Here is a 25,383-nt window from a genome sequence, read left to right on the forward strand (position 1 = left end):
AGATGCAATAAAGGGTATGAAAAAAAAGATTTTTTGGTACAATAATCCTAGTTTTGTTAAAATATATAGGACTACCAACCTATGTATCTATCACTTGGAGGTGCAATTTAATATAATATGAGCCAATTTATTGGATGTATTTTTGAACAGTTGCAAAATAATCAAAACGCACAAAGTGAATCATATAAAAAGATGGACAACCTCATGAATCAGCGTGATTTATTTGAGGGTCAATATATGGACGGATATATTCAATTTGTTCACAAAGGATATAGTTCGGATGTAGATAGTCTTAATGAGCAATTGACGTATGAAAATGATCGTTACTGGATTATTTTTAATGGTGAAATCTATAATCGTGTTGAATTAAAAGAAATTCTTTCCAAAGAGGGAGTAAATATTGAAACGAATTTTATTCCTGAAATTATCGTAAACATGTACTGGCTTTTTGGTGAAAAGGTCGCTGAACATTTACGAGGCATGTTTATTTTTGTTATTTGGGACAAAAAAGAAGAAACCTTATTTGGAGCGAGAGATCATTTTGGAATCAAACCGCTTTTTTACAGTGAAAAAGAAGATGCCATTTTCTTTGGATCCGATAAAAAAGGTATTGTGATGCTTCAAGATAATAAGAGCGAAGTTAACAACGAGGCATTGCAACAATATTTAACTTATCAATTTGTTCCCGATCCAATGACATTGGATGAAGGAATCTATAAATTGGAACCCGGCCATTACTTTGTCAAAAAAGTCGGTTTACCAATGGTAATCGAATCTTATTGGAAACCGTCTTTCCAACCGGTACACAAAACGGAAGACGAGTTTGTTAAGGAAATTCGGGAAGTCCTGTTTGACTCGGTAAAAAGACATATGGAAAAAGATGTCCCAACCGGTTCTTATCTATCCGGCGGAATCGATTCTTCTTTTATGGCTGCGATTGCGAAAGAAATAAATCCGAATATAACAACTTTTTCAGTCGGATTTGAACGTGACGGCTTCAGTGAAATCGATGTTGCCAAAGAAACAGCTGAAAAAATCGGTGTTGAGAACATCAGCTACGTTATTTCACCGGAAGAATATATGAATGAAGTTCCAAAGATTATGTGGTTTATGGGAGACCCTCTTGCCGATCCGGCGTGTGTACCTCTTTATTTTGGCGCTAGAGAAGCAAGTAAACATGTTAAAGTTGTATTTTCCGGGGAAGGCGCCGATGAATTCTTTGGCGGATATAATATTTATCGTGAGCCACAATCTCTGGAAATCTTTAATAAACTGCCAGGCTTTACAAAGTCTTTACTGCAAAAAGTGGCAAAAATAATGCCGGAGGGAATGAAAGGTAAGAGTTTCATTGAACGTGGGACAACTCCGTTGGAAGAACGTTATATAGGAAATGCGAAAATGTTCGAAGAAGAAGAAAAGCGGAAATTCCTTCACATTTACAATGAAAATGTAGATTATACGGATATTACGAAAAAATTGTATCAAGAAGTTGCCGGTTATGGACCGGTTGAGACGATGCAGTACATTGATATCCATACTTGGTTACGGGGAGACATTTTATTGAAAGCGGATCGGGCTTCTGCAGCACACTCTGTCGACCTTCGGACACCATTTTTAGATAAAGAAGTCTTTAATGTGGCTTCAAAAATACCGACTTCATTGAAAACGGCAAACGGAACGACGAAATATATTCTCCGCAAAGCGGCGGAAGGAATTGTACCTGATCACGTATTGCACCGTAAAAAACTTGGATTCCCGGTACCGATTCGCCATTGGTTAAAGGATGAAATGTATGATTGGGCAAAAAAAATAATCCGTGAAAGTAATACGGATCACTTAATCGATAAAAACTATGTTTATAATTTGTTGGAACAACATTGCAGTGGTAAAGGAGATTACAGCCGTAAAATATGGACTGTACTTATGTTTATGGTTTGGCATCAAGTCTATGTTGAAAATGTATATTCTTTTGACAATGGAAAAGTTGCCTCTTCTAAAAGTGCAGAAGAATTATTCGTGAAAAATTAATTATTTTAAATATGTGATCGCTTGGCGACCCATTTGCACCCAGGATTTTTCGAAATCTTTAATGGGTGCTTTTCTATTTTTTATATTTGTAAGCGGATCATTAAAGTAAACATAATTTTCATCGTATCCTGTAATTAAAACGGAATGTTCTTTATATGTAATTTCAATCGTGCCGCTTGGTGTATGCCACGTTTCGAAATATTCCGGGCCAAGCTCTTTATAGTGTGTATTAATGATAACCCAAATAGGACGGCCATCATTTAGATGGGTTTTAAGTTCTTGGAAATCTGAACCTGTTAAATCAACGATCGATCCGGGTAAATATTGTTCTGCCAGTTCGGCAATCGGCTTATGATAAACACCGAGACCCGGATTTTGATATGTATACATGTCCCCGACAAATCCATCATTCGGATGTCCATAATGAATTTCTCCATTTATAACCTGATATTCCGCCGGATTCTTTTTGACCTGTTCTGCCAGGGTCATTTTATCAACGGTAACTCCTGCATGATTTAGGAGCATGGCAAGACTTGTTACTTCACAGCCACGAGGCAACTCCGGCATTTGATTTATAAGCGGTGCATCAATTAAGACTTGATCATCTATTTTTACTACATGAAGTTCAAAATCATTATCATAGGGATACATACTTTTGGTACTAGTTTCCATTGGAATGATGCTAAAAACATTTTTATAATACTCGGCGGCACGATCTAAGGTTTTAAATTCTTTAGAATCGAGAAAAACGCCTATCATGATAAAAACAACAGCAAGTACAATCAGTTTAATCCCGGGAAACAATATTTTTCTTTTTACAATGCTTCTAATCAGATAGAAAAGGATGATTAGTAAATATATGATAATCATGAATAATAAGTTCATTTGTAACACCTAATTTGTTTTTTATTTGATAAAATTTGCCTCTTACTATTTAAATTAGTATATCCAGTGTTGTATTTCCAACGCTTTGCCACTGTTTGAACTGTTATATGTAACTTTATTATAACAAGTTCTTTAATTCTTACCAGTTAAGATTATAAATGATTTTTACTTTGTGCAAAGCATGATAAAAGATGGTAAAATTTTGTTATTCAAGAATAATTCTGTGGTGATGTCATGAGAAAAGAAAGTAAAGGGTTAAACAATCGTAAGTTGGATAAAAAAAGTATTTTGTTACTCATTTTTACAATTGCTTCCTTTGTGTTCATGGTGATTTTTTTCAAAAAAGGGGAAGGGGTGGCCGATTCTCTTATTCAGAAAGAGCTTTATAGTTCGCTCGGCGGGTTGTTCTTAGGCTTGTTCGCGGTATTTTTATTGGCATTTATCAGTTTGCTGGCGCGGAAACGGGTATGGAAGGTTTTGGCTATTATTGCGTTGATTATTTTTTCCTTTGCGACATTGCAAGAAATGCGGTATGTCCTCCTTCTTTCCGATGATAAAAAGTTGTATGAACAAGGGGAATTTGAAACCTTTGTAGGTACACCTGACGAAGTAAAGTACGATCATAAAAATGAATATCTTTTTGAATTGCATTTTGGGGACCAATCGTTTAACGTCCACCATTTAAAAATTTCCCGCTCTTTTTATAAAGAAGAACTCGAAGGAAAGCAATTAGAAATTCAGTATTTACCGAACAGCAAACTGCCTGTTTCGCTGGAACACGGGGACGGGTTCGGTGTTTCATTTGGAACAGAGGCATTTGGAACAGAGGGACGGGTTCCTTGTTCCAAAGCCGGAACTGGGGGTTGTTCTCGTGTTTAACTGGAACAGAGGGACGGGTTCCTTGTTCCAAAAACCGGAACGGGGGGTCTGTCCCCATAGCCATCGAAATATTGTTTAAAACATGGAAATCGATATTTGGAATCCATAGCCAAAGTTAGTTAAGTTCTAATAACTTAAAATTTCAGAAAAGTCTCCAGGTAGAGGCTTATTTGTCGTGGAATAAATTCTTAATAACTCATGATTTTCTTAAAATAACGGAAAAGTGAGTGAAGTTCATCCACTCACTTTTCGTAAACTTGATGGCTATGGGGACGGGTCCCTCGTTTCGTTCAACAGAAAAATGGAACACTGGACCCGTCCCCCCGTTTCCGTTTCCCCCGTTTCCGTTTGAGATGTTCTAGAAAATTTTGTCTTTTATAGGTAGCCAAAAGGACAAATTGTGCAAAATATGAATGAAAATTGTCTTTTACAATCGCTCAAAAGGACATTATGTGTGAAATTCACTTAAGAATTGTCATTTATATAAGTTAGTAAAGACATTATTGATTATTTGCCCGAAAGTTATGTCTTTTATAGCCTGTCAAAAAGCCATTTTGCACTTAATTTGAAATTAATTTGAAATTAATTTGTCTTTTACAAAGATGCTAAAAGACAATTCCCCCATAATATGCTTATATTTTGTTCTTTACAAGGCTTCCCAAAGAAAAGCACCTTAGATTATAAATGTTGGATTTAATTTGAATCATATTTACTGGTGATCTGCAATAAGCATAACTAAGTAAGGATTTTTCATCAGGGGGAGGATGCATGAAGTTTTGTAACGAGTGCGGGAAGCCGTTAGCGGAGGGTGCCCTTTTTTGTAGTGAGTGTGGTGCGCGAATTGAGCCACAACAAGATCAAAGTGCTCAGGAAGGGGGCCAGCCTTCAGACACAAGTCACGGGGAACAACAATCAGATTTACAATCCCAAGATGAATCCGCAAAAGAAACTTCATCTCAATCACAACAATCGAATTCAGATGGAAATGAAAGTAATCAAATAAATAAACCATCTTCGCAATCTGATGCAAAACAACTAGAAGGAGAGGCAAGTCAATCCAGTTATTTTCAGTCAAGTCATGAGCAAAATCAAGGACCTAACCAATTTTTTGGTCAAAGCCAAATTCCAGAACAAGAACCAACACCAGGACAAAGCCAAATGCAAGTTGGACCGAATACTCCATCCGGACCTGTGCCGCCAGCACCACCAAAGACTCCTAGAAAAAAGCTTTCTAAAGGTGCATTAATTTCGATAATATCTGGTGCAGCACTTATAGTTTTATTAGTTGTCACTCATTTTGTATTAAATTATATGTTTTCCGCTGATCGGTTAATTGCAAATTTTGAAAAGGCTATAGAGAAAAAAGATGTTGATACATTAGTGGATATGCTCTCAGCTAATCATAAGAGTGTGGAAATTGATGAAAACGCAGTTGAAGCATATCTCGGTTATTTTGAAGAAAATGAAGATGAATTAGAAACGGTAATTAAGTCGTTAAAACGGCAAGCGGATGGACGTTGGGATTTCGTTCATATGGCTATGCTTGAGAAGGACGGGAAATTTTTATACTTTGACAAATACAAAATTGTTGTGCCTACGGGTCATATAAATGTATATACAAATATGGAAGGTGTAAAAATTTTAGTTGACGGTGAGGAAGTAGGGGTATCCGACTCAGATTTTTACGAAGAAACCTTTGGTCCATTTATTACCGGAAAACATAAGGTAGAAGCGGTTTTAGAAACAGAATATTTACAGTTAACAACTGATGAAGAAGTTGTCATTTATGATGATGGTCAGTATTTTGTTGATCTGTATATGGAAGCAGATACGGTTTACTTTAGTCTCCCGTATATGTATGGCACAGATGTTGAAGTTAAGCTTTTAATAAATGGTACGGATGTCGGTGTCGATTTAACGGAGCAAGATGAATTTGGTCCGGTTCTCATCGATGGATCGATGACATATGCTGTTGAGGCAGAATTTCCTTGGGGAACGGTCCAGACGGAAGAACAGCCAATAGATGATTATTTTGTTGAAGTTGATTTAATTGATAAGAGTACAAAACAAGCGATAATGAATACAGTGCATAACTATCAACTTGAATGGATTGAAGCGATGACAAGTGATAACGTGGATGCGATGACCCATGCTGATGAATTGTTAAAAGATTTTGCACAAATGAATATTGATTCATATAAGAGTATGGATATAGCCTTTAGTTTCCAATATCTATCTACTATAGTTGATTTAAACTCCTTCTATTTTTATTACGATGAGTATGATCGTGCGTGGAAGGTTGATGTAATAGCGAGAAGTAACTATCTGTATAATGAGTATTTTATTGGTGAAGAACCGCCTTCTTTAATAGAGTATATACAGGATTTTGAATATTATTTGTCCTATGATGAGGAACAAGAAAAATGGATTGTCGAATATATATATGAAACATGGTATTTCAATGATGATAACACAGAGGAAATTGTGGTAGAATCTCCAGAAACTTTTACATCTTCTTGGACGAATGGAGATGCGGGTGATGGTGGAGAAGATGAGTCAAGTGAATAGGTTTTTGATCTGGCAAAAGTGCCAGGTCTTTTTTTGTGCTGTGTTTTGTAAGCGACTTTTAAAATTTGGTTAGAAAACTTAAAATAGGAAAATCTATAGGTGAAAAGGGGGTATTATGATGAGTGAAAAAAATGCTGCTGAAACAAATTTAGAAATTCAATCTCGGCTTGAACGGAAAGCACCGAAAGTTTCAAAAGAAAATATGAGTAAAGAAGATGCAAATATTGCACTAAATGAAGAGTTTTACAGAGAAAATCGCCAAGATAATGAGAATATTGCCCCAACCATTGCAGCTAGTCCGAATACCTTTGTGATAGATCTTGATGAAGAGGTGGAGGACTGAGGGGTAACGCAAGCAATGAGAGATATCGTTAGGGAAAAGCAGCATATCAACAGTGAACTAAATTTTATCGTCAGTGAAATGGGATAAATCGTTAGTGAGACATGAGATATCGCTAGTGAATTTCAAAATATCATCAGTGAACCTTAATATATCAATATTATACTGTTATATATCGTTAGTAAAGCAAAATATCATTAGTGAAAATCGATATATCACCAGTGAAAGAAAAAATATCGTTAGTGAAAAATCATATATCGTCAGTGAACTGAAAAATATCGCCAACGAACCAAGATATATCATTAGTATATCACCAATTATCGCTAATGAACCCCATAATACCATCAGTGAACGCAGGCAAAACAATAACCAGGCGGGGCAAGTTGTTCACCTGCCCGCCGGTCCTTAACACCTGCCAATCGGCATCCATCAAAAAGTGCCCAACCATTATTTCTCTTGATTCCACTGTTTGCGAAGTTCACCTAAAATTTTCCGATGCCACGATTTGGCAGTTTGATAACTAATGTTGAATACCGCGGCAATTTCTTTCAACTTCATCCCTTTGAAATAATGGAGCTCAATAAATTGTCGCTGTTTACTCGGGAGTTTTTCAAGCAAATTATAAAGTTCTACCACTTGACTCGTGTCGTTTTTTTCCGTAAATGAATTGGCGATCACCTGCCATCCGTAGTCATCGACAAACTGTTCCCCATCTTCCTTCTTGCGATTTTTATTTAATTCTTGTAAAATTGCCCCACGTATATAGTAGTATGCAAACGTTTGGAAATTCCCTTTCTTAGGATTAAAAGCCTGATAAGCATCCCACAAACCAATGAGCCCTGCGTGATAATATTCTTCATGATTTTTATAAATGTTCAATTTGTGGATAATGGAATAAATAATCGGTTTCATCGTAACAACAAGATCCTCGAAAATTACTTCGTCTTTCATCCTGTACCCTTTCTGAAAGACGCGCCTTTCTATTTATTCCCGGGTACTTAAAACATAAGGATTCTTGCGTTTTTAGTCGAATTTTGTTTTTTCGTGAAATATTACAATTTAGAGAAGATCTATAAAGGATTAAAAGTGAAATAAGTATACTTATGTGCTAATATGTGAACCTTTGAGCATATTTTATCGAAAAATTCAGTATATTTTACAAATAAGAGCTTTTTCTTTCTAATCATTTTCTAATGTTATACTGTTATAATTTATATTTTGAAAGCAGCTATACGTTGCAAATTTGATTAAATATCCAGTGATAAGTTGGCGTAGTAAAAATTGTGTATAATAAACAAAGGAAGGTTCGAAATTTAGCTAGATTAAAAATATATCTAAAAAGTTTTACAGATGATTATTTTTTACAAAAGTTATGAAGAAAAAAACCCGATGTACAAATTGCTGTTACTTTGCTATATTAAGTTATGGATTTTAATCAGTTACGAAATAATCGAATTCGTGGTTTATTAGTTAAATTAGATAAGTGTATACTTCCATACATGGGTTTTAGGAGGCAAACATGAGAGACTGTCAGAAATGTGGTAGCAGCTTAGAAGAAAATGCTACTTATTGTATAAATTGTGGAACTCCTTTAAATAAAGAAAAACAATATAAAAGTGGTAATCAGGACGTAGTTCAAAGTCCGGAACCACAAGCTCCGCAAAAACAACCGACTAGAAAAAATAAAATACTATTAGTATCAGGATTAATAACTATTATCCTATTAATTGGCATACATTTTCTGTTTCAAAATTTATTTTCAACAAATCGAATGATTGAAAACTTTGAACAAGCGTTAATCGATGGGAATGTTAAAACTGTTGCCAGTCTTCTATCATATGAGGATGGGGATTTGGAAATTAGTGAGACAGCCGTTGCAGGTTTTGTGAAATTTTATCAAGAAAATCCAGAGGCAATCGATTCAACGGTATCGGACTTGAAAAAGCAGTTGGAAACATTAAAACATAACAGCGAACAACATCATACAACTATAGATGGTATGGTTTATTTGAAAAAAGAAGGTTCAATTTTATTTCATGATCAATATAAATTAGTTGTACCGAGTGTTCATTTAGAAATTAGTACAAATTATCAGGGTACAGTGTTATTTGTGAATGAAGTGGAAGTTGGTAAAGCTAAATTCGACAATTCGTCACGTGAATATGGCCCATTTGTTCCTGGCATACACACTATAAAAGGAACGTTAAAAACTGATTATGTTGATTTATCAGCTGAAAGAGAAGTTCTTATTGATGGTAAATCTAAAAAAGTTGAAGTGGATCTTCATTTAAACGGAGATGAGGTGACATTTGATCTAGGAGATTATGAAGGTGTCGCTACATTATTTATTAATGGTATAGAAATTGATAAAAATTTAGTTGAAGATCCAACCTTTGGTCCAGTCAAAATAGATGGTTCAGTGTCTTTTTCAATTGGGGCTGAATTACCTTGGGGTACCGTTAAAACGGAAGAGGCACCGATTGATAGTCAAAATATCAATGTTGAATTTTTAAATGAAGATGTAAAAAATAATATGATGAAAACCATTCATACGTTTAATAGTGAACGGATAATGGTGAGAACGAGTGCGGACGGAAGTAAGATTACAACCGCAACTGAGCAACTTAAGAATGAATTAATTTCACAAGCTGAACAGGATAGAGAATCGAATTATGTTTATACGGCTAAACATTTTTCAACAACCTTCGATTTAGATTCCTTTAATTTAGAGTACAAACCAGTAAAAGATGTTTGGTATGCATATGCTTCTGCTAAACCTGTATTTTTAAGGGATTATTATAAAAAGGGTCAAGCGGCCAATGGTTTAGCAAGGGTTGAAGAAGGTTATGATTATGTATTAATTTATGATGAAGTTCAAGGTAAATGGTTAGTCGATGAGGAAAGTGAATCAGAAAATTTTAATGATAAAAATGCACAAATATTAACAGTAGAAGAACCGATTCAACTAACGTCTGAATGGGCGAAATAAAAATTATATAGTACGATTGATTGCGCAAAACCTCCCTATATGGGAGGTTTTTTGGTACATGGGTGTGGTACATGGGTGTGGTACATGGGTGTGGTACATAGGGACGGGTTCGGTGTTTCTCTTTTTGGTGAGCGCTGGGATTGGCCTCATTTTTTGGTGATGTTGTGGTACATGGGGACGGGTTCGGTGTTTCTCTTTTTGGTGAGCGCTGGAAATCGGTCCTTTTTTATGTTGGTGATACAAGGGACCCGTCCCTCTGTACCAGATGCCAGATGTTCGAAATTGAGTGAAACAGGGGACCTGTCCCTCTGTTCCAATTTTTATGAAAATTTTATAAAAAAACAATTGTAATTTTTTAGAAACTGGTATAAAATGTACTCTATAAATAAACAAATGTTCACACTAGGTGGACGTAGAGGTAATAAGATAAAGATAAACCTTTTTATATATGGAAAAAGAGGGAGGAGCTACAAAGAGATGAATGGCAAAGTGAAAATTGGTCTTATGGGATTGGGGACAGTTGGAACTGGTATTGTGAGGTTAGTGGAGTCTTTTCAAGAGGATTTATATAAGCAAACCGATTCATCGATTGAAGTTAGTAAAATTTTAGTTCAGAATCCAGATAAAGAAAGGGATGTATTTGTTCATCCAGATAAAATTACAACGAATCCAGATGATCTTATTTATGATGAGGAAATTGAAGTTTTGATTGAAGTTATGGGTGGCATTGAACCGGCAAGAACATATATTTTACAAGCTTTTGAACAAGGGAAACACGTAGTAACGGCAAACAAAGATTTACTCGCAGCCCACGGTGATGAATTGTTAAGAAAAGCAGCGGAAAAAGGTTGCGATTTATTTTATGAAGCGAGTGTTGCAGGCGGAGTTCCAATTTTAAGAACTTTAGTCCAAGGATTTTCTTCCGATCGCATTACGAAAATCATGGGGATTGTGAACGGTACAACGAATTATATTTTAACAAAAATGAGTCAAGAGGGACTTCCTTTTGAGCAAGTTTTACAAGAAGCACAAGATTTAGGTTATGCAGAAGCGGATCCAACATCTGATGTAGAAGGTTTAGACGCAGCAAGAAAAATGGCAATCTTAGCGACATTAGGTTTTCATGTTGGCGTGCAGTGGGATGATGTTTCTTGTCGAGGCATTTCCGAAGTGACACAAGAAGATATTCAATATGGAAAGCAACTCGGATATACAATGAAGTTAATTGGTATTGCAAAGCGGGACGATGATTGTGTTGAAGTCAGCGTTGAACCTACTTTTGTGGAAAATTCCCATCCAATTGCCAATGTAAACGATGTGTTTAACGCGGTTTATGTGTACGGTGAAGCGGTTGGCGAGACAATGTTTTACGGACCAGGTGCAGGAGAGTTACCAACAGCGACAGCGGTTTTATCAGACCTTGTAGCGGTTGTAAAAAATATTAGACTCGGCATCAATGGTCGGGAAATGTCGTTTCCGTATCATGAAAAGCGTTTGAAGTCACCAGACCAAGTATTTGCAAAATATTTTATCCGACTGATTGTGCAAGATGAAAGTGGCGTGTTAGCGAAAATTACTCAGTTAATGGCGGAAAATGAAATTAGTTTGGAAAAAGTTTTACAAGAACCGCATGGAAAAGGTGAGGCTGAGTTAATATTAGTCACTCACTCTACTTCGAAAGCAAGCATCGAGAAATTTTTACAACTAGTGCGAGAGTTTAATATCGTAAAAGAATTAAAGAGTTGTTATCGTGTGGAAGGTGGCGAATAAGATGGCAGGAATTTTAGAGAAATATAAAGAATTTTTACCAATAACAGAAAAAACACCTTTGATTAGCTTGCATGAAGGGGGTACTCCTCTGATTCGGGCAAATAATTTGTCAGAGGAGCTAGGCCTAGATCTTTACTTTAAATATGAAGGGTTAAATCCAACGGGTTCCTTTAAAGACCGTGGCATGGTGATGGCTGTTGCGAAGGCCGTTGAAGAAGGAAGTAAGGCGATTATGTGCGCTTCAACAGGAAATACTTCTGCAGCCGCTGCCGCCTACGCAGCACGAGCAAACTTGGATTGTTTTGTATTAATTCCAGAAGGAAAAATTGCAATTGGAAAACTTGCTCAAGCGATTATGTATGGAGCGAAAGTAATTTCCATTAACGGAAACTTTGATGATGCATTGTCTATTGTTCGTGAGATTACTGGGTCAAAGCCAATTACTCTTGTAAACTCGTTAAATCCGTATCGTTTGGAAGGTCAGAAGACAGGGGCATTTGAAATTGTTGATGATTTAGGCGATGCTCCGGATATATTGGCGATTCCAGTTGGGAATGCGGGGAATATATCGGCTTACTGGAAAGGTTTTAAGGAATATTATGAGGCTGGGAAATCTACTGCGGTGCCGCGGATGTTTGGCTTCCAGGCAGCAGGTGCCGCACCATTAGTGAAAGGTGAAGTTGTGAAAAATCCAGAAACGGTAGCAACGGCCATTCGTATTGGTAATCCAGCAAGTTGGGATAAGGCAGCGAATGCATTGAAGGAATCTGACGGATTAGTTGATGCGGTAACGGATGAGGAAATCTTACAAGCTCAAAGTTTGTTGGCAAAATCAGAAGGTATCTTTGCGGAACCAGCTTCAGCGGCATCCTTTGCTGGCGTGTTGAAAGCACGGGAAGCAGGTTTGATTGAGGAAAGCAAGCGTGTAGTTTGTATCTTAACAGGTAACGGATTAAAAGATCCAGATGTCGTGTTGAATCAGAACATTGATATGATTACGGTTGATAGTAGTTATGATGCGGTGTTGGAAGTGTTGTAGGGTGATATGTTATGAGACTTGGGATCGGTTTTGATTCTGGACAAAATGTGTTGAGGGTAATGAAGGACAAACGATTGAGGAAAATGGTGCGAATTGTCCTTCATCGCACTTATGAAGGACAAATAATAGCGAAAAATGGTGCGAATTGTCCTTCATCGCGCTTATGAAGGACAAATAATAGCGAAAAATGGTGCGAATTGTCCTTCATCGCTTTTATGAAGGACAAAAGATTCCGGAAAAGTGCGCAAATTGTCCTTCATCGCGCTTATGAAGGACAAAAGATTCCGGAAAAGTGCGCAAATTGTCTTTCATCGCGCTTATGAAGGACAAATAATAGCGAAAAATGGTGCGAACTGTCCTTCATCATCTTTATGAAGAACAATTTATCACATAATGTAGACCCACGTTCATTTTGCATAAAAAGTAATCAAACCTCCACTATACAAAATAATATGCAGGAGTCGTTAAATATGAATGATTATGAAGTCATGGTTAAGGTGCCTGCCAGTACAGCAAATCTTGGTTCTGGTTTCGATTCGATTGGTATGGCATTACAACGATACACAATTATAAAAATGAAACGGGCAAAGGAAACTCAATTTCACTTCGTTGGCGAACAGCAAAGAGGCTTGCCGAATAACAAACAAAATCTTATTTATCAGGCAGCAGATTACCTTTGTAAACAGGCGAAAGTTGAAACTCCAGAATTGGAAATCGAAGTAGAAAGTGATATCCCCTTAGCGAGGGGGCTTGGTAGTAGCGGAGCCGCAATCATCGGTGGGATGGTAGCAGTAAATGCACTCCTCGGAAAACCTTTTACAAAGGATGAAATTTTTCAATTTGCTTCGGAATTGGAAGGTCACCCGGATAATGTTGGTGCCTCGCTTTTTGGTGGAATTATTGTATCGGCAAAAAATGCTGAAAACAAGTATTCATATGTAACGATTTCGCCTCCGGGACAATTAAAAGTTGTTGTCTCTATTCCAGATTATGAACTGTCAACGAAGGAAGCAAGAGGCGTGTTGCCAGATCATTATTCAAAAACCGATACGGTTCATGCGATTAGTCATGCCGCGTTACTTTCAGCAGCACTATTGAAAGGAGATTTCCGTGCAATGCAAGAAGCACTGAATGATAAGGTTCATCAGCCTTATCGGAAAAGGTTAATCCCTGGTTTTGAGGAAATTTTAGAAAATGGAAAAAATCATGGGGCAATTGGTGCTGCGATAAGTGGGGCAGGTCCAACGATTATTGCTTTTACTTCCCAAGATACTGAGCCACTGATTTCGTATATAAATCAAGTTATGGAAAAACACGGTGTACGCGCTCAGACAATTGAATTACCAATCGATCACAATGGTGTTATTTGTAAAATAAACGAACGGACCCTTGAGAGTTTAGAAAAATAGCAGAGTGATGCCATATTATAAAAAGTAATAAGCAGTGTGACCTGATATTAGGTTAACACTGCCTTCTTTTTTGAAAAATGAAACAAGGGACCCGTCCCCCTGTACCACTCAAAAATGAAACAAGGGACCCGTCCCCCTGTACCACTCCCCCTGTACCACTCCCCCTGTACCACTTTATTCTTCTGTTTTGTTATCGTTTGCAGCTTTCAACTGTGCTTCTAATTCTTCAACCCGTTTCTTTAGTGCGTCAAATTCCTCTTTCGTAACGAAATCACTATCCTTTAATGTTTGTTTTACCTTTTCTTTAACAGAGGCTTCGAACTTACTTTGATATTCTTTTCCTTTTTTCATTAGTTCATCAACGATATCTGATGATTCTTCCTTGGCAACGTTGCTTTTTTCTGCAAGCTCGTCGATCAATTTTTCGAGCTGTTCCTTACTAGCGATGGCAGCACCAATTCCAAGCGTAAACATGCGATCGATAAAGTCTTTTAAATCCATTGATACTCCTCCTATTTGTAAAAAACATTCTTTTCTTTCATTATACAACCAGTTAAACAAGGTATTCGTGAACAAAGTGTAAACGATTGAAACAGTTTTGTGGCTGACAAGGTGGGGTGTGTAGGAAAATTGCTTTTTCATTATATTGGATTAGGTGTAAATTTGTGCATTTTAGAGGCGTATGCCTAATTAAAAAAGGCAACCTACAATGAGGTTACCATGATATTTATTTCACAAGAGTGCTCTCGACCGTTTCAGCGAACCATTTACCTAAAATCCGACAATTTTCTAGTTCGTCTGGGTCGGGATCTAGTTCGATTTTAAATCCTTCGTAAATGAGTTCGGCACCTTGTTTTTTCAATTGATCCATCATAATGTCCACGGCTATTCCGTTATCACCATATAGGGAGTCAAAAGAACCGAATACGATTGCTTTTTTACCTGATAAATCGACTTCTGCTAAGTCATCATAGAAGTCCAACATTTCATCTGGTAATTCTCCTCCACCCCATGTATAGGTACCAACGAGAATGCCATCGTATTTTTCCAGTTCCTTCGCATCGAAGCCGTCAGACTCTTCTATACGCACATCAAATCCGGCTTTACGGATTCCTTCTGCCAGGCCGTCAGCCATCGCTTTTGTATTACCAGTCATACTTGTATATACCATGATAAAACTTGCCATAACTCAAACCTCCTAATACTATTATCTACCTTTTTCAAGGAATTTGATAATATTTTGATTGGAATTTGAGTTATTTATTAAGCAAATTTTTTAAAAGAAATTCGATTTTTTCGATTAAGTTTGCTTTTGCATCTTCTTCAATATCGAGTTCACGAATCGTTTCTATTATCGTATCCATCCAAAGTTTTGCCCCTTCCGGATTCATTTGAAATGCATGGCTACGATTCACGCGGCTTTTATGTTCATCTTTTGGAGCTTCTGTGTTGGCAAGTTTATATAAAAATTCCCGCTGTCTTGCTTTTAAATTTTCAATATCAACATTACGTTTTTCAAAAAGTTCAATAAAGTATTGTTCCTTTGTTAAATTGTCATAAAAGCGATCAACAAGTTCATTAATTGTTTCTTGTGCAACCATTTCAGCCATTTCTAACACTCCTTTTTAATGTTTCTAATATTAATATAATGGAAAATTGGGTTTCGTCATTTGATTAGAGTCACAGTAATACGAAGAATTTTACAGCTTGTGTATGTATTTTTTAAAAAAGTATGCCTGCACAAATAGTACAGGCAGGTGAATTAACTTGAATTGTCGCGATTTGGGTCAGTCGTGTCGACGTTCTGATTTTGTTGTGTCTGTTGAGGAGTATTTGGGTTAACAGGCGGCTGCTGTTGGTGAAAATGCTGAGTAGGCTCCGGCTGATTTTGGTTGCGGTGACTCGGCCTTATAGTGGGATTTTGGTTCTGTGGTTGCCACTGTTGGGGTTGATTGTGTGGATGATTATGAGTTAGCTGTTGTGCATATTGTTGATGATTAGGTGCAATATTGGGGGAGTTTTGATAGTGCTGGAAATTTTGCCCTCCAGGTTGTTGGAATGAAGATGGATGTTGTCTGTTCGTCTGATTCCCACCTGCAAAATTTTGTTGATTCATTTGCCCTCCGTGAAAAGGGGACTGTTGATTTCGCCACGGTTGCCCAATAGGTTCACTTCCGCTCATATAGTTTTGCTGATAATTGTTGTAGTATTGAGGTTGTGTTTTAGGTTGATTTTTAAAAAAGGAAATAACAATTAATGCAATGGAAGCTACATATGTTAAGTAACCGCCGATTAACAAGCTTTCAAAACCACCGCCACCACCGGTAAACCAAATGATCATGAGTAGTGCATAAATCCCTGTGATCATCGTAACAGCCCGATATTTTGTTAAAAAAATTGAAACGATACTAAGAATGGGCATAATGAGTAGAATGAGGAAAATTGCTGGTATATCTTGAAGGTCTAATGTATTACTAAAGGCTAAGGCAGCTAAAATAATTTGAAACGGTGAAAATTCAATGTCAAATCCAATCAAGTTTTCCATCGTAATCCACGGTATAAAAAATAAAATCGTTAAAATAATGCTAATGCCTATTTTTGTAATTTTTATCAAAGGCATGACCCCTTTCTAAAGTTTCATCGTTCTTCCTTTTATCTTATGAAAAGGGATTAGTTAAAAGTACCGTTAAAACGCTGATGAGAGTTAAGTATTTTTAGTAGAAAAAAATTTGATTATGGTCTTGCACAAAAAATAGGAAAATGGCACACAATTTAAGTTTTTCGCACAAAAAATTGAAAAATCGAACAAAAAAAGAAAAGTTCGCACGGAAAAATCAGAATTTCGAACAAAACTGATTCATTTCCGCACGAACAACGTATAATTTAAGCTATATTTTTTAACACAGTATCTTTCTGCTTCGTTTCCGGTAATGTCGGGATTAAGAAACAGTATAAGCTAGCGAATGCAATAAAGAAAATCATCGATGGCACGTATCCGAATGCACCTAAAATATAACTCCAGACAAAGTTAGCTATTGTTTGTCCTGCATAGGCGATTGCCCAAAATAGACCGAACATAATAGTTAACTTATGTGGACTCATGTTTTTCATCTCATGTGGTAAGTTCAAGAAAATTGGATATTGTAAAAACATGAAAAATCCAGAAATTGTAAGTAATACATAGGAAAGGCTTGGTACAGAGTTAGCGAATACTAATGCAAACGCGAATGTTGAAACCATGCCGATTCCGATCATTAATAAAGTAGGTTTCCGCGGCCAGCCTTTATTCCAATGGCAATCCCTGCTAACGTACCAGACCAGAACTGTCTAATAGGACGGTTCTAACGGACAAAACGAGTTGGAATTCACGTAAAAATGTCCAATAGAGGTATTCTAATGGACATTTCATGCTTGAATTAGGTTAGAAATGTCCAATAGCAAGAGCTTGTTCGTTAGTGAAACCTTCACTATACTCCCTAAAACACTCAAAATCCGTAAACAACCTTTTTTTATAATATCCAATCAAGCTATTCCGATTAATTTTCCCTATATAATTTTTAACCGCCGTTTTCACACTGTTCCCAATTTCTTCAAGCCGTTCATCCTTCGTATCCATTAAATTGACAACCGTTGTTCTCCGTTTTTCGTCATTCTGAATATTTAATGCACGATCCAGATGTTCGTCATATCTTTTTGCCAACTTATCTAAAATCACTTTCTTCTTTTGCCGGACGTTAGTTTGCAAAACGCTTTTAATTTTTTCGAGCCGTTTATAATAAGGAAGATAATTATAATCTTTTAAAAATAAATACTGTAATCTTTTCTCCGTCACCAAACGATACTTATCAAGGTAAAAATCGCCCCGTGGACAAAGTTCGCTACGAATATGTTGGGTGGAACAAGGGGACGGGTTCGGTGTTTCGTTCATTTATAAAATGGTTGGTGGAACAAGGGGACGGGTTCGGTGTTTCACTCCATCATAAAATGGTTACTGGTTAGTTTATGTATAGTTTTCTAGATGATAAAGAAAAAGTGTGTAAGAGTGATCAGTTTCCTAAGTCATTGTCTTTTTGTACCAAATTTTAGTCATTATGTTAAAATAAGTTTAAAGTATTTTTAAAAGATGCGCGGGGGATTAATATGAGATCGAGACGAAGAAGACGTAGGATATTATCAATAATAGGTGCAGGAATTCTAGCTGTTGCCATTATTTCGGTGTTAATTTTAACAAACAAACCGGAAAAAGAAGTAACAAATGAAGTGATTGATGTTTCCTTACATAATGAAAAAGAACAAACAAAAATATTGAGTAAGTTATATGAATTAGATGATGAAAAACTTAGTGCATTTCTCGATAGCGAGTTAAATGTAGAAGATCTAGAACCGTTAGAAGAAGCAGTTGAAGAAGTTGATGTGGTTGAGATGGAAGATGAAAATGATTTAAACAATGAGACTAATGTCATTTCTAACAAATCTCACACTAATACGAGTTCTTCATCAGATAAAGGTTCAAGTAAATCTCCAAGCAAAGGAACGGGATCATCAACAGATAAAAGTTCTTCATCAGGCAAAGGAAAGGGTTCTTCATCAGATAAAGGTTCGTCATCAGATAAAGGTTCGTCACCGGGTAAAGGGACGGGTTCGTCATCAGACAAAGGTTCAACATCAGATAAAGGAAAGGGTTCGTCAACAGATAAAGGTTCATCATCAGGTAAAGGAACTGGTTCGTCAGATAAAGGTTCATCAGATAAAGGAACCGGATCATCGGGCACAGGAACAGGTTCATCATCAGGTACTGGATCAGATTCATCACCAGACAAAGGAAATGATGATTCTTCATCAGATAATGGTTCGGATTCATCGTCAGATAAAGGTACAGAACCATCCGAACCAGAACCGAATCCTGAAGATAAGTCCGAATTGGATAAAATAATAAGTCCTCCTTTATTCTAAAGATTAGAATTAATCATTTAGCCATTATGTTGTTTCTATCAATTATTGCTAACCTTTGACAATAATAGAAAAAAATTTAAATGCCATATTGGGCAATACAATCGCATATTCATATGAATGAATTACGTTTTACTTAATAAGGGGCAAGGATTTTCAATGGACTTTGCCTCTTATTATTTTATCTGATTTTCTAGATAAGTTCGGCATCATGTACTGATTAATTAACTTTATAAAAGGAAGGATTTGAAGTCTTGAAACAATGTACATTTTGTGGAGCTAATGTAGAAGGAAAGTTTTGTGTTAATTGTGGTCAGGCGCAAGAATGCTTGAGCTGTGGCAGTACTTTTAACGGTAGTGAAAAATTTTGCGCATCATGTGGAACGCAAAGGGCTATTTCACAACAATCTACTCAACCAAACGTGCAAGATTCGCAACAACAAGATAATGTAACGAATCAAGAATTGAATCAGACAACAAATCAACCTCAAGAACCCAATCAAGCATTTACTCCGTATCAAAGTACCCATAGTAACCAACAAACTCATCAACATGGTCCAAGCAATTTTCAACAAAATTACAATCAAGGTTTTTCACCAGGTGGTCCCAGGAATCATTTTTTTCCTCCTAAGAAGGGGCCTAACAAAGGTTTAATTTGGGGAATCGTTGGTGCTGTTGCAATTGCAGCCATCATAGTTTGTTATTTTATTTTCTTTAAGTCACCAAATACTCCATCCGGGGTTGTGGAAGCTTTTGTTGATGCACTAGATAATCAAAATTTTAGTAAGGCAAGGGAATATTTATATGAAGATGAATATATCGATGTTTTTGAGGACATTGAATATTATTTAGACTTTATTCCTTCAAGTGCAGAACTGTCATTTTCTGTAAAAATAATTGATGAACATATCCAAGGTAATTCAGCAGAGGTTGACACTATAATGTCGTATAAAGCAAGTTTTATGGGCGAGTCGATGTCTGAATCCGATAATGTTACATTTTACTTGATAAAACATAATGGAAAGTGGAAGATTACGAGCGAAACTTTCTAAAACATTGGTGGTACAGAGGTGGTGGTACAGAGGGACGGGTTCGGTGTTTCATTTTTCAAATGGAACGAGGGACCCGTCCCCGTGTATCGAACGAGGAATGGAACGAGGGACCCGTCCCCGTGTATCCCCGTGTATCACAACAATGGCTGGCAATCGTTTATATTGTCCAGTCATTTTTTGTTCGGGATTATGTGAAAAAGGAAGCAAATGGGTTTAAAAATAAAGTACAATTGTATTAACCTGTATTAGATAGACTATATTTATTAATATTCACCATTGTTTACTAAGGAGAGATTGAAGTGGCTGTAGCAGATTTTATTAAAAAAATAGATCCAATTTTAATTCAAGAAAATCCGATTTTACAAGCTAATATTATGCATAATGTTAGGGAGTTTCGCTATGCTCCAGTTGAATGGACGAATCGTTTACTTGAACATGCAGTTAATTCTAAAGAAAATCGGATGAAGATTATTACATCCATTGACTCAATGCCCCTAAATGACGAATCCGTAAAACATTTACTTAAGCTAGCCGATATCGTTGACATAACGCAAAAACATTTGATTGTACGTACGGTGAACAATTTAAAGCCTGAGTATATTGTAAAATATGGAAAAGAATTTGTCCGGAAAAAGTTAGTTACAAAGGAATATGTTGATTATTGTCAATTTTTATTGGATGCAACAGAGAAGCAACTATGGAACCAATATAATACATTTTTAAATGAGTTAGAAAAAGCTGATCAATTTGATTCATTTCTTTTCCGTTTAACAAAACAACTAGCAACAATTTTAGTAGAAAAAGGATATTATAAGTCTAGTATCGTCAGAAAAATTATTGAAGAAGATTTAAAAGAGGACTGGTTTACGTTTGAAGGAATTATGTCCATTTACGTAGCAGGCTTACTTCAAGATGAATCATTGATTCCTCAACTTGCAAGCTTATTAGCTTCAAACGATGATTTCGTAGTGGAAGAGATTTTAGAAGCATTACAGCGATTCCAATGTGAAGAAGCGGTACATGCTGTTTTACCATATGCAAAAAATAAAGATCATTATATTTTTTCTTTAGGTGTTTTAAAAGAAATTAAAAATGAAGCTGCTGAAAATGCACTTGTTCAATGTTATGACTATCTTGATGCCGATGGGAAAATTATGTGTATAGAAGGATTGGTTGGGCATTTGTCACCGAAGGCTTTTCCTTTAATTGAGGATTATGTGAAAAAAGGGTATGAAAATACGATGTTAGAAGCAGAAGAGTTATTTTATTTTTTCTACAAAATAATGGGTGAAAGTCATCCGTTATTAGAAAAATGGGAAGAGATTACAGTGGCAAGAGAACAACAGTATTCAGAAATGATAAAAAGAGATAATATGCTTGTCAAGGAAAATATCAAAAACCAAACTTCAACACAAAATAAGGTTAAAGTTGGCAGAAACGATCCATGTCCATGCGGAAGCGGGAAAAAGTATAAAAAATGCTGCGGAAAATAGTGTGAAACAGGTGGGTGAAACAGGGGGGGTGAAACAGGGGGACGGGTTCGGTGTACCAATTTTAATGGCTTACAAAATTATACACTTCGAAAAAATGAAACGCTGGACCCGTCCCCATGTACCACACTACAAAAATTGGAACGCTGGACCCGTCCCCATGTACCACACTACAAAAATTGGAACGCTGGACCTGTCCCCATGTACCAAATTACCAAAATAACAAAGGACAGGCCCTTTTATCAAAATGAAACAAGGAACCCGTCCCCGTGTACCACCCATGTACCAAATTAAACGGTTTGGACTTGTTTTCCGGTTTGTTTTTCTACGGCTTTCATGTATTCGATTTTTTGTTGTGGTCTGCTGCGAACTTGTTCGTCTGCATGGTAAGAGGAGCGGACGAATGGACCTGCTTCACAATGTTCGAAGCCTTTTTCTAACGCGATTTGTTTTAGTTCTTCAAATTCATCTGGGTGGTAGTAGCGCACTACATTTAAGTGCTTTTTCGTAGGTTGCATATATTGACCAATTGTTAAAATATCAACATTATGTGCCAATAGATCATCCATTGTTTCTAACAACTCTTCTTTTGTTTCCCCAAGTCCAACCATAATACTTGACTTTGTTGGTGTGTTCGGTGAAATTTCTTTTACACGCTTTAACAATTCGAGAGAACGATCATATTTTGCAATGGCACGAACTCTCGGTGTTAGGCGACGCACAGTTTCCACGTTATGGTTAAAAATATCCGGTTGTGCATCCATTAACGTATGTAAACTCTCGTAATCGCCTTTCATATCAGAAGGTAATACTTCAACCGTTGTATATGGATTTTTTCGCCGGATTGCACGGATTGTTTCAGCAAATACTGCTGCTCCACCATCTTTTAAATCGTCCCGAGCAACCGCAGTCACAACAACGTGTTTTAATCCCATAACAGATACGGAGTCTGCAACGCGCTCTGGTTCAGCCCAATCGAGTTCTGTTGGACGCCCTGTAGCCACTGCACAGAACCGGCAAGCCCGTGTACAAATACTTCCTAAAATCATAAATGTTGCTGTACTACGTTCACTCCAACATTCATAAATATTCGGACATTTTGCTTCTTCACAAACGGTATGTAGGCGATTATCGCTAACAAGTTTCTTAATATTTTTATAGGATTCTGTTGTTTTAATTTTAATTTTCAGCCATTCAGGTTTTTTAACGTGTTCATACTTTGGCAATGCTTTCACGCTCCTTTGAAGTATACATATTCCAAATATCAGTAGTATATTTCGTTTCAGCCAAATGCTTCACTTCCGCCCATTGTTTATCTGTCAATTCATATGGTGTTAATGTAATACTTAATCCCTTTGCGAACCCATTTTTAAAAGCTTCAACCATTTCTTCATATGTGAAAGTTTTACCCGTTACTTCATGAATAGTTGTTGCTTTACCTGCAAATCGGGCTTTTCTTCGCTCTCGCATTTCTTCCGATGAAAAAGCAAAAAGATCAAAGAGTAAATCATTGTCTACCGAGATTGGCAGAGAGCCATGTTGTAAAAGGACTCCCCTTTTTCTCGTTTGAGCATTCCCACAAATTTTTTTGCCATCGACTAGCATTTCGTAAAAGGACGGTTTTTCAAAACAAATTGCAGAACGCTCATTATCAATTTCCCGTTCAGGAATGGCAAAGTCAGCTTCGACGCCTAAATTTTTATACCCTTCCAAAACACCTTGTGTTAAAACGTAATAGGCTTTTGTTACAGATTTTGGTATGCCAGGGTCATTCTCAGAAATGACGAGACTATACGTAAGTTCGTCAGCATGTAAAACAGCGCTTCCCCCTGTTAAACGACGGACAAAGTCACAATCGTGTTTCTTAATTCCTTCAAAACTAATTGTTTTCGCCCGCTGAAAATAGCCAATAGATAAAGTAGGCTTACTCCAACCATAAAAACGTAGAGTCGGAGGAATTTTCCCTTCACTTTGCCAATTAAGTAAACATTCATCTAATGCCATATTAATTGCTGCACTATGGTAGCCTGTGTCAAGTAATCCCCAGTTCGTTTCCAAAAAATCGCCACCTTTTGTATACTGTTAGACTGTCATATTTTCACAATTCGTCACACATTATTGAGTTGATGAACTTATTTGAAAATTCCAGTCGTACTGTCTTCAAAAATATTAAATTAGCAAAAGTACTAATTCACATATTCTATTTTAAAGCTTTTTCTGAAAACAAAGTCTTTAACTTGGATTTTAAGTAAAAAAATACATGAAAAGGGTTACATTCTGCTTATAGGATGATTTTTCTAACACTATTAAAAATACCGAATGGTGTTTTGTTATTTTACAAAAGTAACTTCTGCTTTCCCGATATTTGAATATGTAACGGTATACGTTCCTTCTTTTGCAACAGGAGGTGAAATGAAAGTACCAGATGAAATAACCATACCTTTTTTCAATTGCTTTCCGTGTTTTACTAGTTTCTGATTTAACCAGATTACTGCATCAACTGGATTACCAAGAACAGCAGATGAAATTCCATCAGCAATTTTTTCACCATCAAGGAATAACTCCATTTGCACATCAGACAATTGTTCATAAGTTAGCGGTTCGATTGGGTCTGATACAACGATGAGGCCTGTAGCTGTGTTATCACTTAAAAGGTCTGCTAATTTGAAATTTGGGAACCAATCGATATAACGGGCATCAGGAATTTCAATCCCCGCAGCAATTTTACTTTTTTGTAAAACTTCATCGGCGCTAGCGTCAGGTGTTAAGTCATCTTGTAAAATAAACATAATTTCCGTTTCAATTAATGGAGCAAAAAGATCGGAAAAAGATACGGTTTCACCACTTTTTACAAGATTCGTAGTTAATAAAGTACCGTAGGCGGGCTCGTTAACACCGGCAATTGCTTGGGTTTCAGGACTTGTCATACTAATTTTATAACCAGCAACTTGTGCGTTTTGTTTTTCACATAATTTTTTAATAAGCGCATCTTGGATTTCGTATCCTGTTTCTTCATCAATATTGTATTGATCACGAATAAACGGAATCGACTCCATTGTATCATATGCACGCAGTATTTTTTCTACAACTTCTTCGACAAGATTAGTCATCGGTTGATTCCTCCTTTAGTTTGAAAAAACGTTACAAGAATAATAAACCAATTTTTCAGATTGTGCAAATTTTTAAGCTATTTTGTCGAGGGTTGGAAATGTAAGTGATTTCAACATTGTATCGTGTTGTTTAGAAAATTCAGATACTATGTTATTATAAATCTATCATTAATGAAAGGCGGAGATTGAAATGAAGAAAAGGAGTTTTTTAGCAGCTTAAATTGGAAAAATAAACAGGAGGCAACTAATGTTAGGAAAACATGGATTTGATTTATGGGCTAATTACTATGATCAAACCGTTCAAATAAATGAAGATGCGTTTGCTGGTTATAAACAAATTTTGAATCTTATTTTTAACGAGCAATGCAAAAGCCAAAATCCACCATACTAGATATTGGCTTTGGTACAGCAGTTTTAACTAGTAAATTGTATGAACATGGTCACAAAATTGATGGAATTGATTTTTCTCTACAAATGATATCAATCGCTCGAGTAAAAATGCCGAAAGCAAATTTGAGTGAATGGGATATATCAAAGGGCTTCCCACAGGAAGTTAAGGGTGCGAAATATGATTCTATCATTAGTACTTATACGCTACACCATTTAACAGACGAGCAGAAGATTAGCTTTATCCAACAATTACTATCTTTATTAAATGATGAAGGGAAAATATTAATTGGAGATATTGCTTTTGAAACGGAAGCTCAATTAGAAGCATGTCGCGAGGAAAATAAAGCCCATTGGGATGATGAATTTTACTTTGTGGCAGAAAAAATAAAAACAATGCTCCAAGAAGATTGTCAATGTGAATATACGCAGAACTTTTTGCGATGTACCTATTTTTATTGAACTGTCGAAAAAATATTGGGGTCTA

The 25,383-nt window shown here is 36.4% G+C and carries 26 protein-coding genes; 15 read left to right on the plus strand and 11 right to left on the minus strand.

The window, feature by feature from the left end; translation table 11 throughout:
- Positions 1-117: 117 nt before the first annotated feature.
- Complete coding sequence (asnB, locus tag GW534_RS10555) at positions 118-2,028, plus strand: asparagine synthase (glutamine-hydrolyzing) (RefSeq protein ID WP_161920980.1); 1,911 nt, start codon at positions 118-120, stop codon at positions 2,026-2,028.
- On the opposite strand, the gene GW534_RS10560 is transcribed toward asnB, so the two are convergent.
- Complete coding sequence (locus GW534_RS10560) at positions 2,029-2,913, minus strand: C39 family peptidase (protein WP_161920981.1); 885 nt, start codon at positions 2,911-2,913, stop codon at positions 2,029-2,031.
- Positions 2,914-3,183: 270 nt separating this feature from the next.
- Between GW534_RS10560 and GW534_RS10565 the strand changes: the two genes are divergently transcribed.
- The 3 genes from GW534_RS10565 to GW534_RS10575 all read left to right on the plus strand — a co-directional run bounded on the left by GW534_RS10565 (position 3,184) and on the right by GW534_RS10575 (position 6,703).
- A complete protein-coding gene (locus GW534_RS10565; RefSeq protein WP_161920982.1) occupies positions 3,184-3,792 on the plus strand; it encodes a hypothetical protein in 609 nt (202 codons plus the stop codon).
- Positions 3,793-4,560: 768 nt separating this feature from the next.
- Positions 4,561-6,360, plus strand: coding sequence for a zinc ribbon domain-containing protein (locus GW534_RS10570; RefSeq protein WP_161920983.1), 1,800 nt, complete (start codon positions 4,561-4,563; stop codon positions 6,358-6,360).
- A gap of 118 nt (positions 6,361-6,478) precedes the next feature.
- Complete coding sequence (locus tag GW534_RS10575; protein ID WP_161920984.1) at positions 6,479-6,703, plus strand: hypothetical protein; 225 nt, start codon at positions 6,479-6,481, stop codon at positions 6,701-6,703.
- A gap of 444 nt (positions 6,704-7,147) precedes the next feature.
- Here the strand turns inward: GW534_RS10575 and GW534_RS10580 are convergent, their stop codons facing one another.
- Complete coding sequence (locus GW534_RS10580; protein WP_161920985.1) at positions 7,148-7,651, minus strand: sigma-70 family RNA polymerase sigma factor; 504 nt, start codon at positions 7,649-7,651, stop codon at positions 7,148-7,150.
- A 568-nt stretch (positions 7,652-8,219) separates the two neighbouring features.
- On the opposite strand from GW534_RS10580, the gene GW534_RS10585 reads away from it, so the two are divergent.
- From GW534_RS10585 to thrB, 5 genes are all read left to right on the plus strand, one after another.
- Positions 8,220-9,689, plus strand: a complete 1,470-nt coding sequence (locus GW534_RS10585; protein WP_161920986.1) for a zinc ribbon domain-containing protein — start codon at positions 8,220-8,222, stop codon at positions 9,687-9,689.
- Between the two features lie 477 nt (positions 9,690-10,166).
- Positions 10,167-11,459 carry a homoserine dehydrogenase gene (locus tag GW534_RS10590; protein ID WP_161920987.1) on the plus strand — a complete coding sequence of 431 codons (1,293 nt, stop codon included), beginning with the start codon at positions 10,167-10,169 and terminating at the stop codon, positions 11,457-11,459.
- 1 nt (position 11,460) lies between these two features.
- A complete protein-coding gene (gene thrC / locus GW534_RS10595) occupies positions 11,461-12,498 on the plus strand; it encodes a threonine synthase (RefSeq protein WP_161920988.1) in 1,038 nt (345 codons plus the stop codon).
- A gap of 11 nt (positions 12,499-12,509) precedes the next feature.
- A complete protein-coding gene (locus GW534_RS16230) occupies positions 12,510-12,665 on the plus strand; it encodes a hypothetical protein (protein WP_210253477.1) in 156 nt (51 codons plus the stop codon).
- 303 nt (positions 12,666-12,968) lie between these two features.
- Positions 12,969-13,907: a homoserine kinase gene (thrB, locus tag GW534_RS10600; protein ID WP_161920989.1), complete on the plus strand. Its 939-nt coding sequence runs from the start codon at positions 12,969-12,971 to the stop codon at positions 13,905-13,907.
- A 174-nt stretch (positions 13,908-14,081) separates the two neighbouring features.
- Here the strand turns inward: thrB and GW534_RS10605 are convergent, their stop codons facing one another.
- The 6 genes from GW534_RS10605 to GW534_RS10630 form a co-directional block, all read right to left on the minus strand.
- Complete coding sequence (locus GW534_RS10605; RefSeq protein WP_161920990.1) at positions 14,082-14,408, minus strand: phasin family protein; 327 nt, start codon at positions 14,406-14,408, stop codon at positions 14,082-14,084.
- Between the two features lie 226 nt (positions 14,409-14,634).
- Entirely contained in the window at positions 14,635-15,093 is a 459-nt protein-coding gene (locus GW534_RS10610) for a flavodoxin (RefSeq protein ID WP_161920991.1), read from the minus strand.
- A gap of 70 nt (positions 15,094-15,163) precedes the next feature.
- A complete protein-coding gene (locus tag GW534_RS10615) occupies positions 15,164-15,517 on the minus strand; it encodes a protoglobin domain-containing protein (RefSeq protein ID WP_161920992.1) in 354 nt (117 codons plus the stop codon).
- A 152-nt stretch (positions 15,518-15,669) separates the two neighbouring features.
- Positions 15,670-16,521, minus strand: coding sequence for a DUF4293 domain-containing protein (locus GW534_RS10620; protein WP_161920993.1), 852 nt, complete (start codon positions 16,519-16,521; stop codon positions 15,670-15,672).
- Between the two features lie 269 nt (positions 16,522-16,790).
- Positions 16,791-17,162, minus strand: coding sequence for a hypothetical protein (locus GW534_RS10625; RefSeq protein WP_210253478.1), 372 nt, complete (start codon positions 17,160-17,162; stop codon positions 16,791-16,793).
- 166 nt (positions 17,163-17,328) lie between these two features.
- Positions 17,329-17,835, minus strand: a complete 507-nt coding sequence (locus GW534_RS10630; RefSeq protein ID WP_161920995.1) for a hypothetical protein — start codon at positions 17,833-17,835, stop codon at positions 17,329-17,331.
- Between the two features lie 212 nt (positions 17,836-18,047).
- Here GW534_RS10630 and GW534_RS10635 point away from each other — a divergent pair, with 212 nt between their 5' ends.
- The 4 genes from GW534_RS10635 (at position 18,048) to GW534_RS16810 (ending at position 21,402) form a co-directional block, all read left to right on the plus strand.
- The gene (locus GW534_RS10635; RefSeq protein ID WP_161920996.1) at positions 18,048-18,860 is read left to right on the plus strand and encodes a hypothetical protein; all 813 of its coding nucleotides are present in this window, start codon (positions 18,048-18,050) and stop codon (positions 18,858-18,860) included.
- Positions 18,861-19,111: 251 nt separating this feature from the next.
- Positions 19,112-19,909 carry a nuclear transport factor 2 family protein gene (locus tag GW534_RS10640; RefSeq protein WP_161920997.1) on the plus strand — a complete coding sequence of 266 codons (798 nt, stop codon included), beginning with the start codon at positions 19,112-19,114 and terminating at the stop codon, positions 19,907-19,909.
- Between the two features lie 59 nt (positions 19,910-19,968).
- Positions 19,969-20,148, plus strand: a complete 180-nt coding sequence (locus tag GW534_RS10645) for a hypothetical protein (RefSeq protein ID WP_161920998.1) — start codon at positions 19,969-19,971, stop codon at positions 20,146-20,148.
- A 60-nt stretch (positions 20,149-20,208) separates the two neighbouring features.
- Positions 20,209-21,402: an SEC-C metal-binding domain-containing protein gene (locus GW534_RS16810; RefSeq protein ID WP_202630898.1), complete on the plus strand. Its 1,194-nt coding sequence runs from the start codon at positions 20,209-20,211 to the stop codon at positions 21,400-21,402.
- Positions 21,403-21,689: 287 nt separating this feature from the next.
- Here the strand turns inward: GW534_RS16810 and lipA are convergent, their stop codons facing one another.
- From lipA to GW534_RS10665, 3 genes are all read right to left on the minus strand, one after another.
- A complete protein-coding gene (gene lipA, locus GW534_RS10655; RefSeq protein WP_161920999.1) occupies positions 21,690-22,625 on the minus strand; it encodes a lipoyl synthase in 936 nt (311 codons plus the stop codon).
- Positions 22,612-23,403, minus strand: coding sequence for a lipoate--protein ligase family protein (locus tag GW534_RS10660; RefSeq protein ID WP_161921002.1), 792 nt, complete (start codon positions 23,401-23,403; stop codon positions 22,612-22,614). The genes lipA and GW534_RS10660 overlap by 14 nt, the downstream gene beginning before the upstream one ends.
- Positions 23,404-23,729: 326 nt before the next feature.
- Positions 23,730-24,509, minus strand: a complete 780-nt coding sequence (locus tag GW534_RS10665; protein WP_161921000.1) for a 2-keto-4-pentenoate hydratase — start codon at positions 24,507-24,509, stop codon at positions 23,730-23,732.
- 247 nt (positions 24,510-24,756) lie between these two features.
- Here GW534_RS10665 and GW534_RS16475 point away from each other — a divergent pair, with 247 nt between their 5' ends.
- Complete coding sequence (locus GW534_RS16475; protein WP_246204083.1) at positions 24,757-24,900, plus strand: hypothetical protein; 144 nt, start codon at positions 24,757-24,759, stop codon at positions 24,898-24,900.
- A complete protein-coding gene (locus tag GW534_RS10670) occupies positions 24,873-25,358 on the plus strand; it encodes a class I SAM-dependent methyltransferase (protein WP_246204084.1) in 486 nt (161 codons plus the stop codon). The genes GW534_RS16475 and GW534_RS10670 overlap by 28 nt, the downstream gene beginning before the upstream one ends.
- The last annotated feature ends 25 nt before the right edge of the window (positions 25,359-25,383 follow it).

The organism is Pallidibacillus pasinlerensis (genome assembly GCF_009996845.1).
In the GTDB taxonomy this organism is placed as follows: domain Bacteria; phylum Bacillota; class Bacilli; order Bacillales; family Caldibacillaceae; genus Pallidibacillus; species Pallidibacillus pasinlerensis.

Bases quoted from the DNA above. Each gene is read 5' to 3' on its own strand.
- asnB (WP_161920980.1), top strand. From the start codon at position 118: ATGAGCCAATTTATTGGATGTATTTTTGAACAGTTGCAAAATAATCAA.
- GW534_RS10560 (WP_161920981.1), bottom strand. From the start codon at position 2,913: ATGAACTTATTATTCATGATTATCATATATTTACTAATCATCCTTTTC.
- GW534_RS10570 (WP_161920983.1), top strand. From the start codon at position 4,561: ATGAAGTTTTGTAACGAGTGCGGGAAGCCGTTAGCGGAGGGTGCCCTT.
- GW534_RS10575 (WP_161920984.1), top strand. From the start codon at position 6,479: ATGAGTGAAAAAAATGCTGCTGAAACAAATTTAGAAATTCAATCTCGG.
- GW534_RS10580 (WP_161920985.1), bottom strand. From the start codon at position 7,651: ATGAAAGACGAAGTAATTTTCGAGGATCTTGTTGTTACGATGAAACCG.
- GW534_RS10585 (WP_161920986.1), top strand. From the start codon at position 8,220: ATGAGAGACTGTCAGAAATGTGGTAGCAGCTTAGAAGAAAATGCTACT.
- GW534_RS10590 (WP_161920987.1), top strand. From the start codon at position 10,167: ATGAATGGCAAAGTGAAAATTGGTCTTATGGGATTGGGGACAGTTGGA.
- thrC (WP_161920988.1), top strand. From the start codon at position 11,461: ATGGCAGGAATTTTAGAGAAATATAAAGAATTTTTACCAATAACAGAA.
- GW534_RS16230 (WP_210253477.1), top strand. From the start codon at position 12,510: ATGAGACTTGGGATCGGTTTTGATTCTGGACAAAATGTGTTGAGGGTA.
- thrB (WP_161920989.1), top strand. From the start codon at position 12,969: ATGAATGATTATGAAGTCATGGTTAAGGTGCCTGCCAGTACAGCAAAT.
- GW534_RS10605 (WP_161920990.1), bottom strand. From the start codon at position 14,408: ATGGATTTAAAAGACTTTATCGATCGCATGTTTACGCTTGGAATTGGT.
- GW534_RS10610 (WP_161920991.1), bottom strand. From the start codon at position 15,093: ATGGCAAGTTTTATCATGGTATATACAAGTATGACTGGTAATACAAAA.
- GW534_RS10615 (WP_161920992.1), bottom strand. From the start codon at position 15,517: ATGGCTGAAATGGTTGCACAAGAAACAATTAATGAACTTGTTGATCGC.
- GW534_RS10625 (WP_210253478.1), bottom strand. From the start codon at position 17,162: ATGATCGGAATCGGCATGGTTTCAACATTCGCGTTTGCATTAGTATTC.
- GW534_RS10630 (WP_161920995.1), bottom strand. From the start codon at position 17,835: ATGAACGAAACACCGAACCCGTCCCCTTGTTCCACCCAACATATTCGT.
- GW534_RS10635 (WP_161920996.1), top strand. From the start codon at position 18,048: ATGAGATCGAGACGAAGAAGACGTAGGATATTATCAATAATAGGTGCA.
- GW534_RS10645 (WP_161920998.1), top strand. From the start codon at position 19,969: ATGGAACGAGGGACCCGTCCCCGTGTATCGAACGAGGAATGGAACGAG.
- GW534_RS10660 (WP_161921002.1), bottom strand. From the start codon at position 23,403: ATGGCATTAGATGAATGTTTACTTAATTGGCAAAGTGAAGGGAAAATT.
- GW534_RS10665 (WP_161921000.1), bottom strand. From the start codon at position 24,509: ATGACTAATCTTGTCGAAGAAGTTGTAGAAAAAATACTGCGTGCATAT.
- GW534_RS16475 (WP_246204083.1), top strand. From the start codon at position 24,757: ATGTTAGGAAAACATGGATTTGATTTATGGGCTAATTACTATGATCAA.
- GW534_RS10670 (WP_246204084.1), top strand. From the start codon at position 24,873: ATGCAAAAGCCAAAATCCACCATACTAGATATTGGCTTTGGTACAGCA.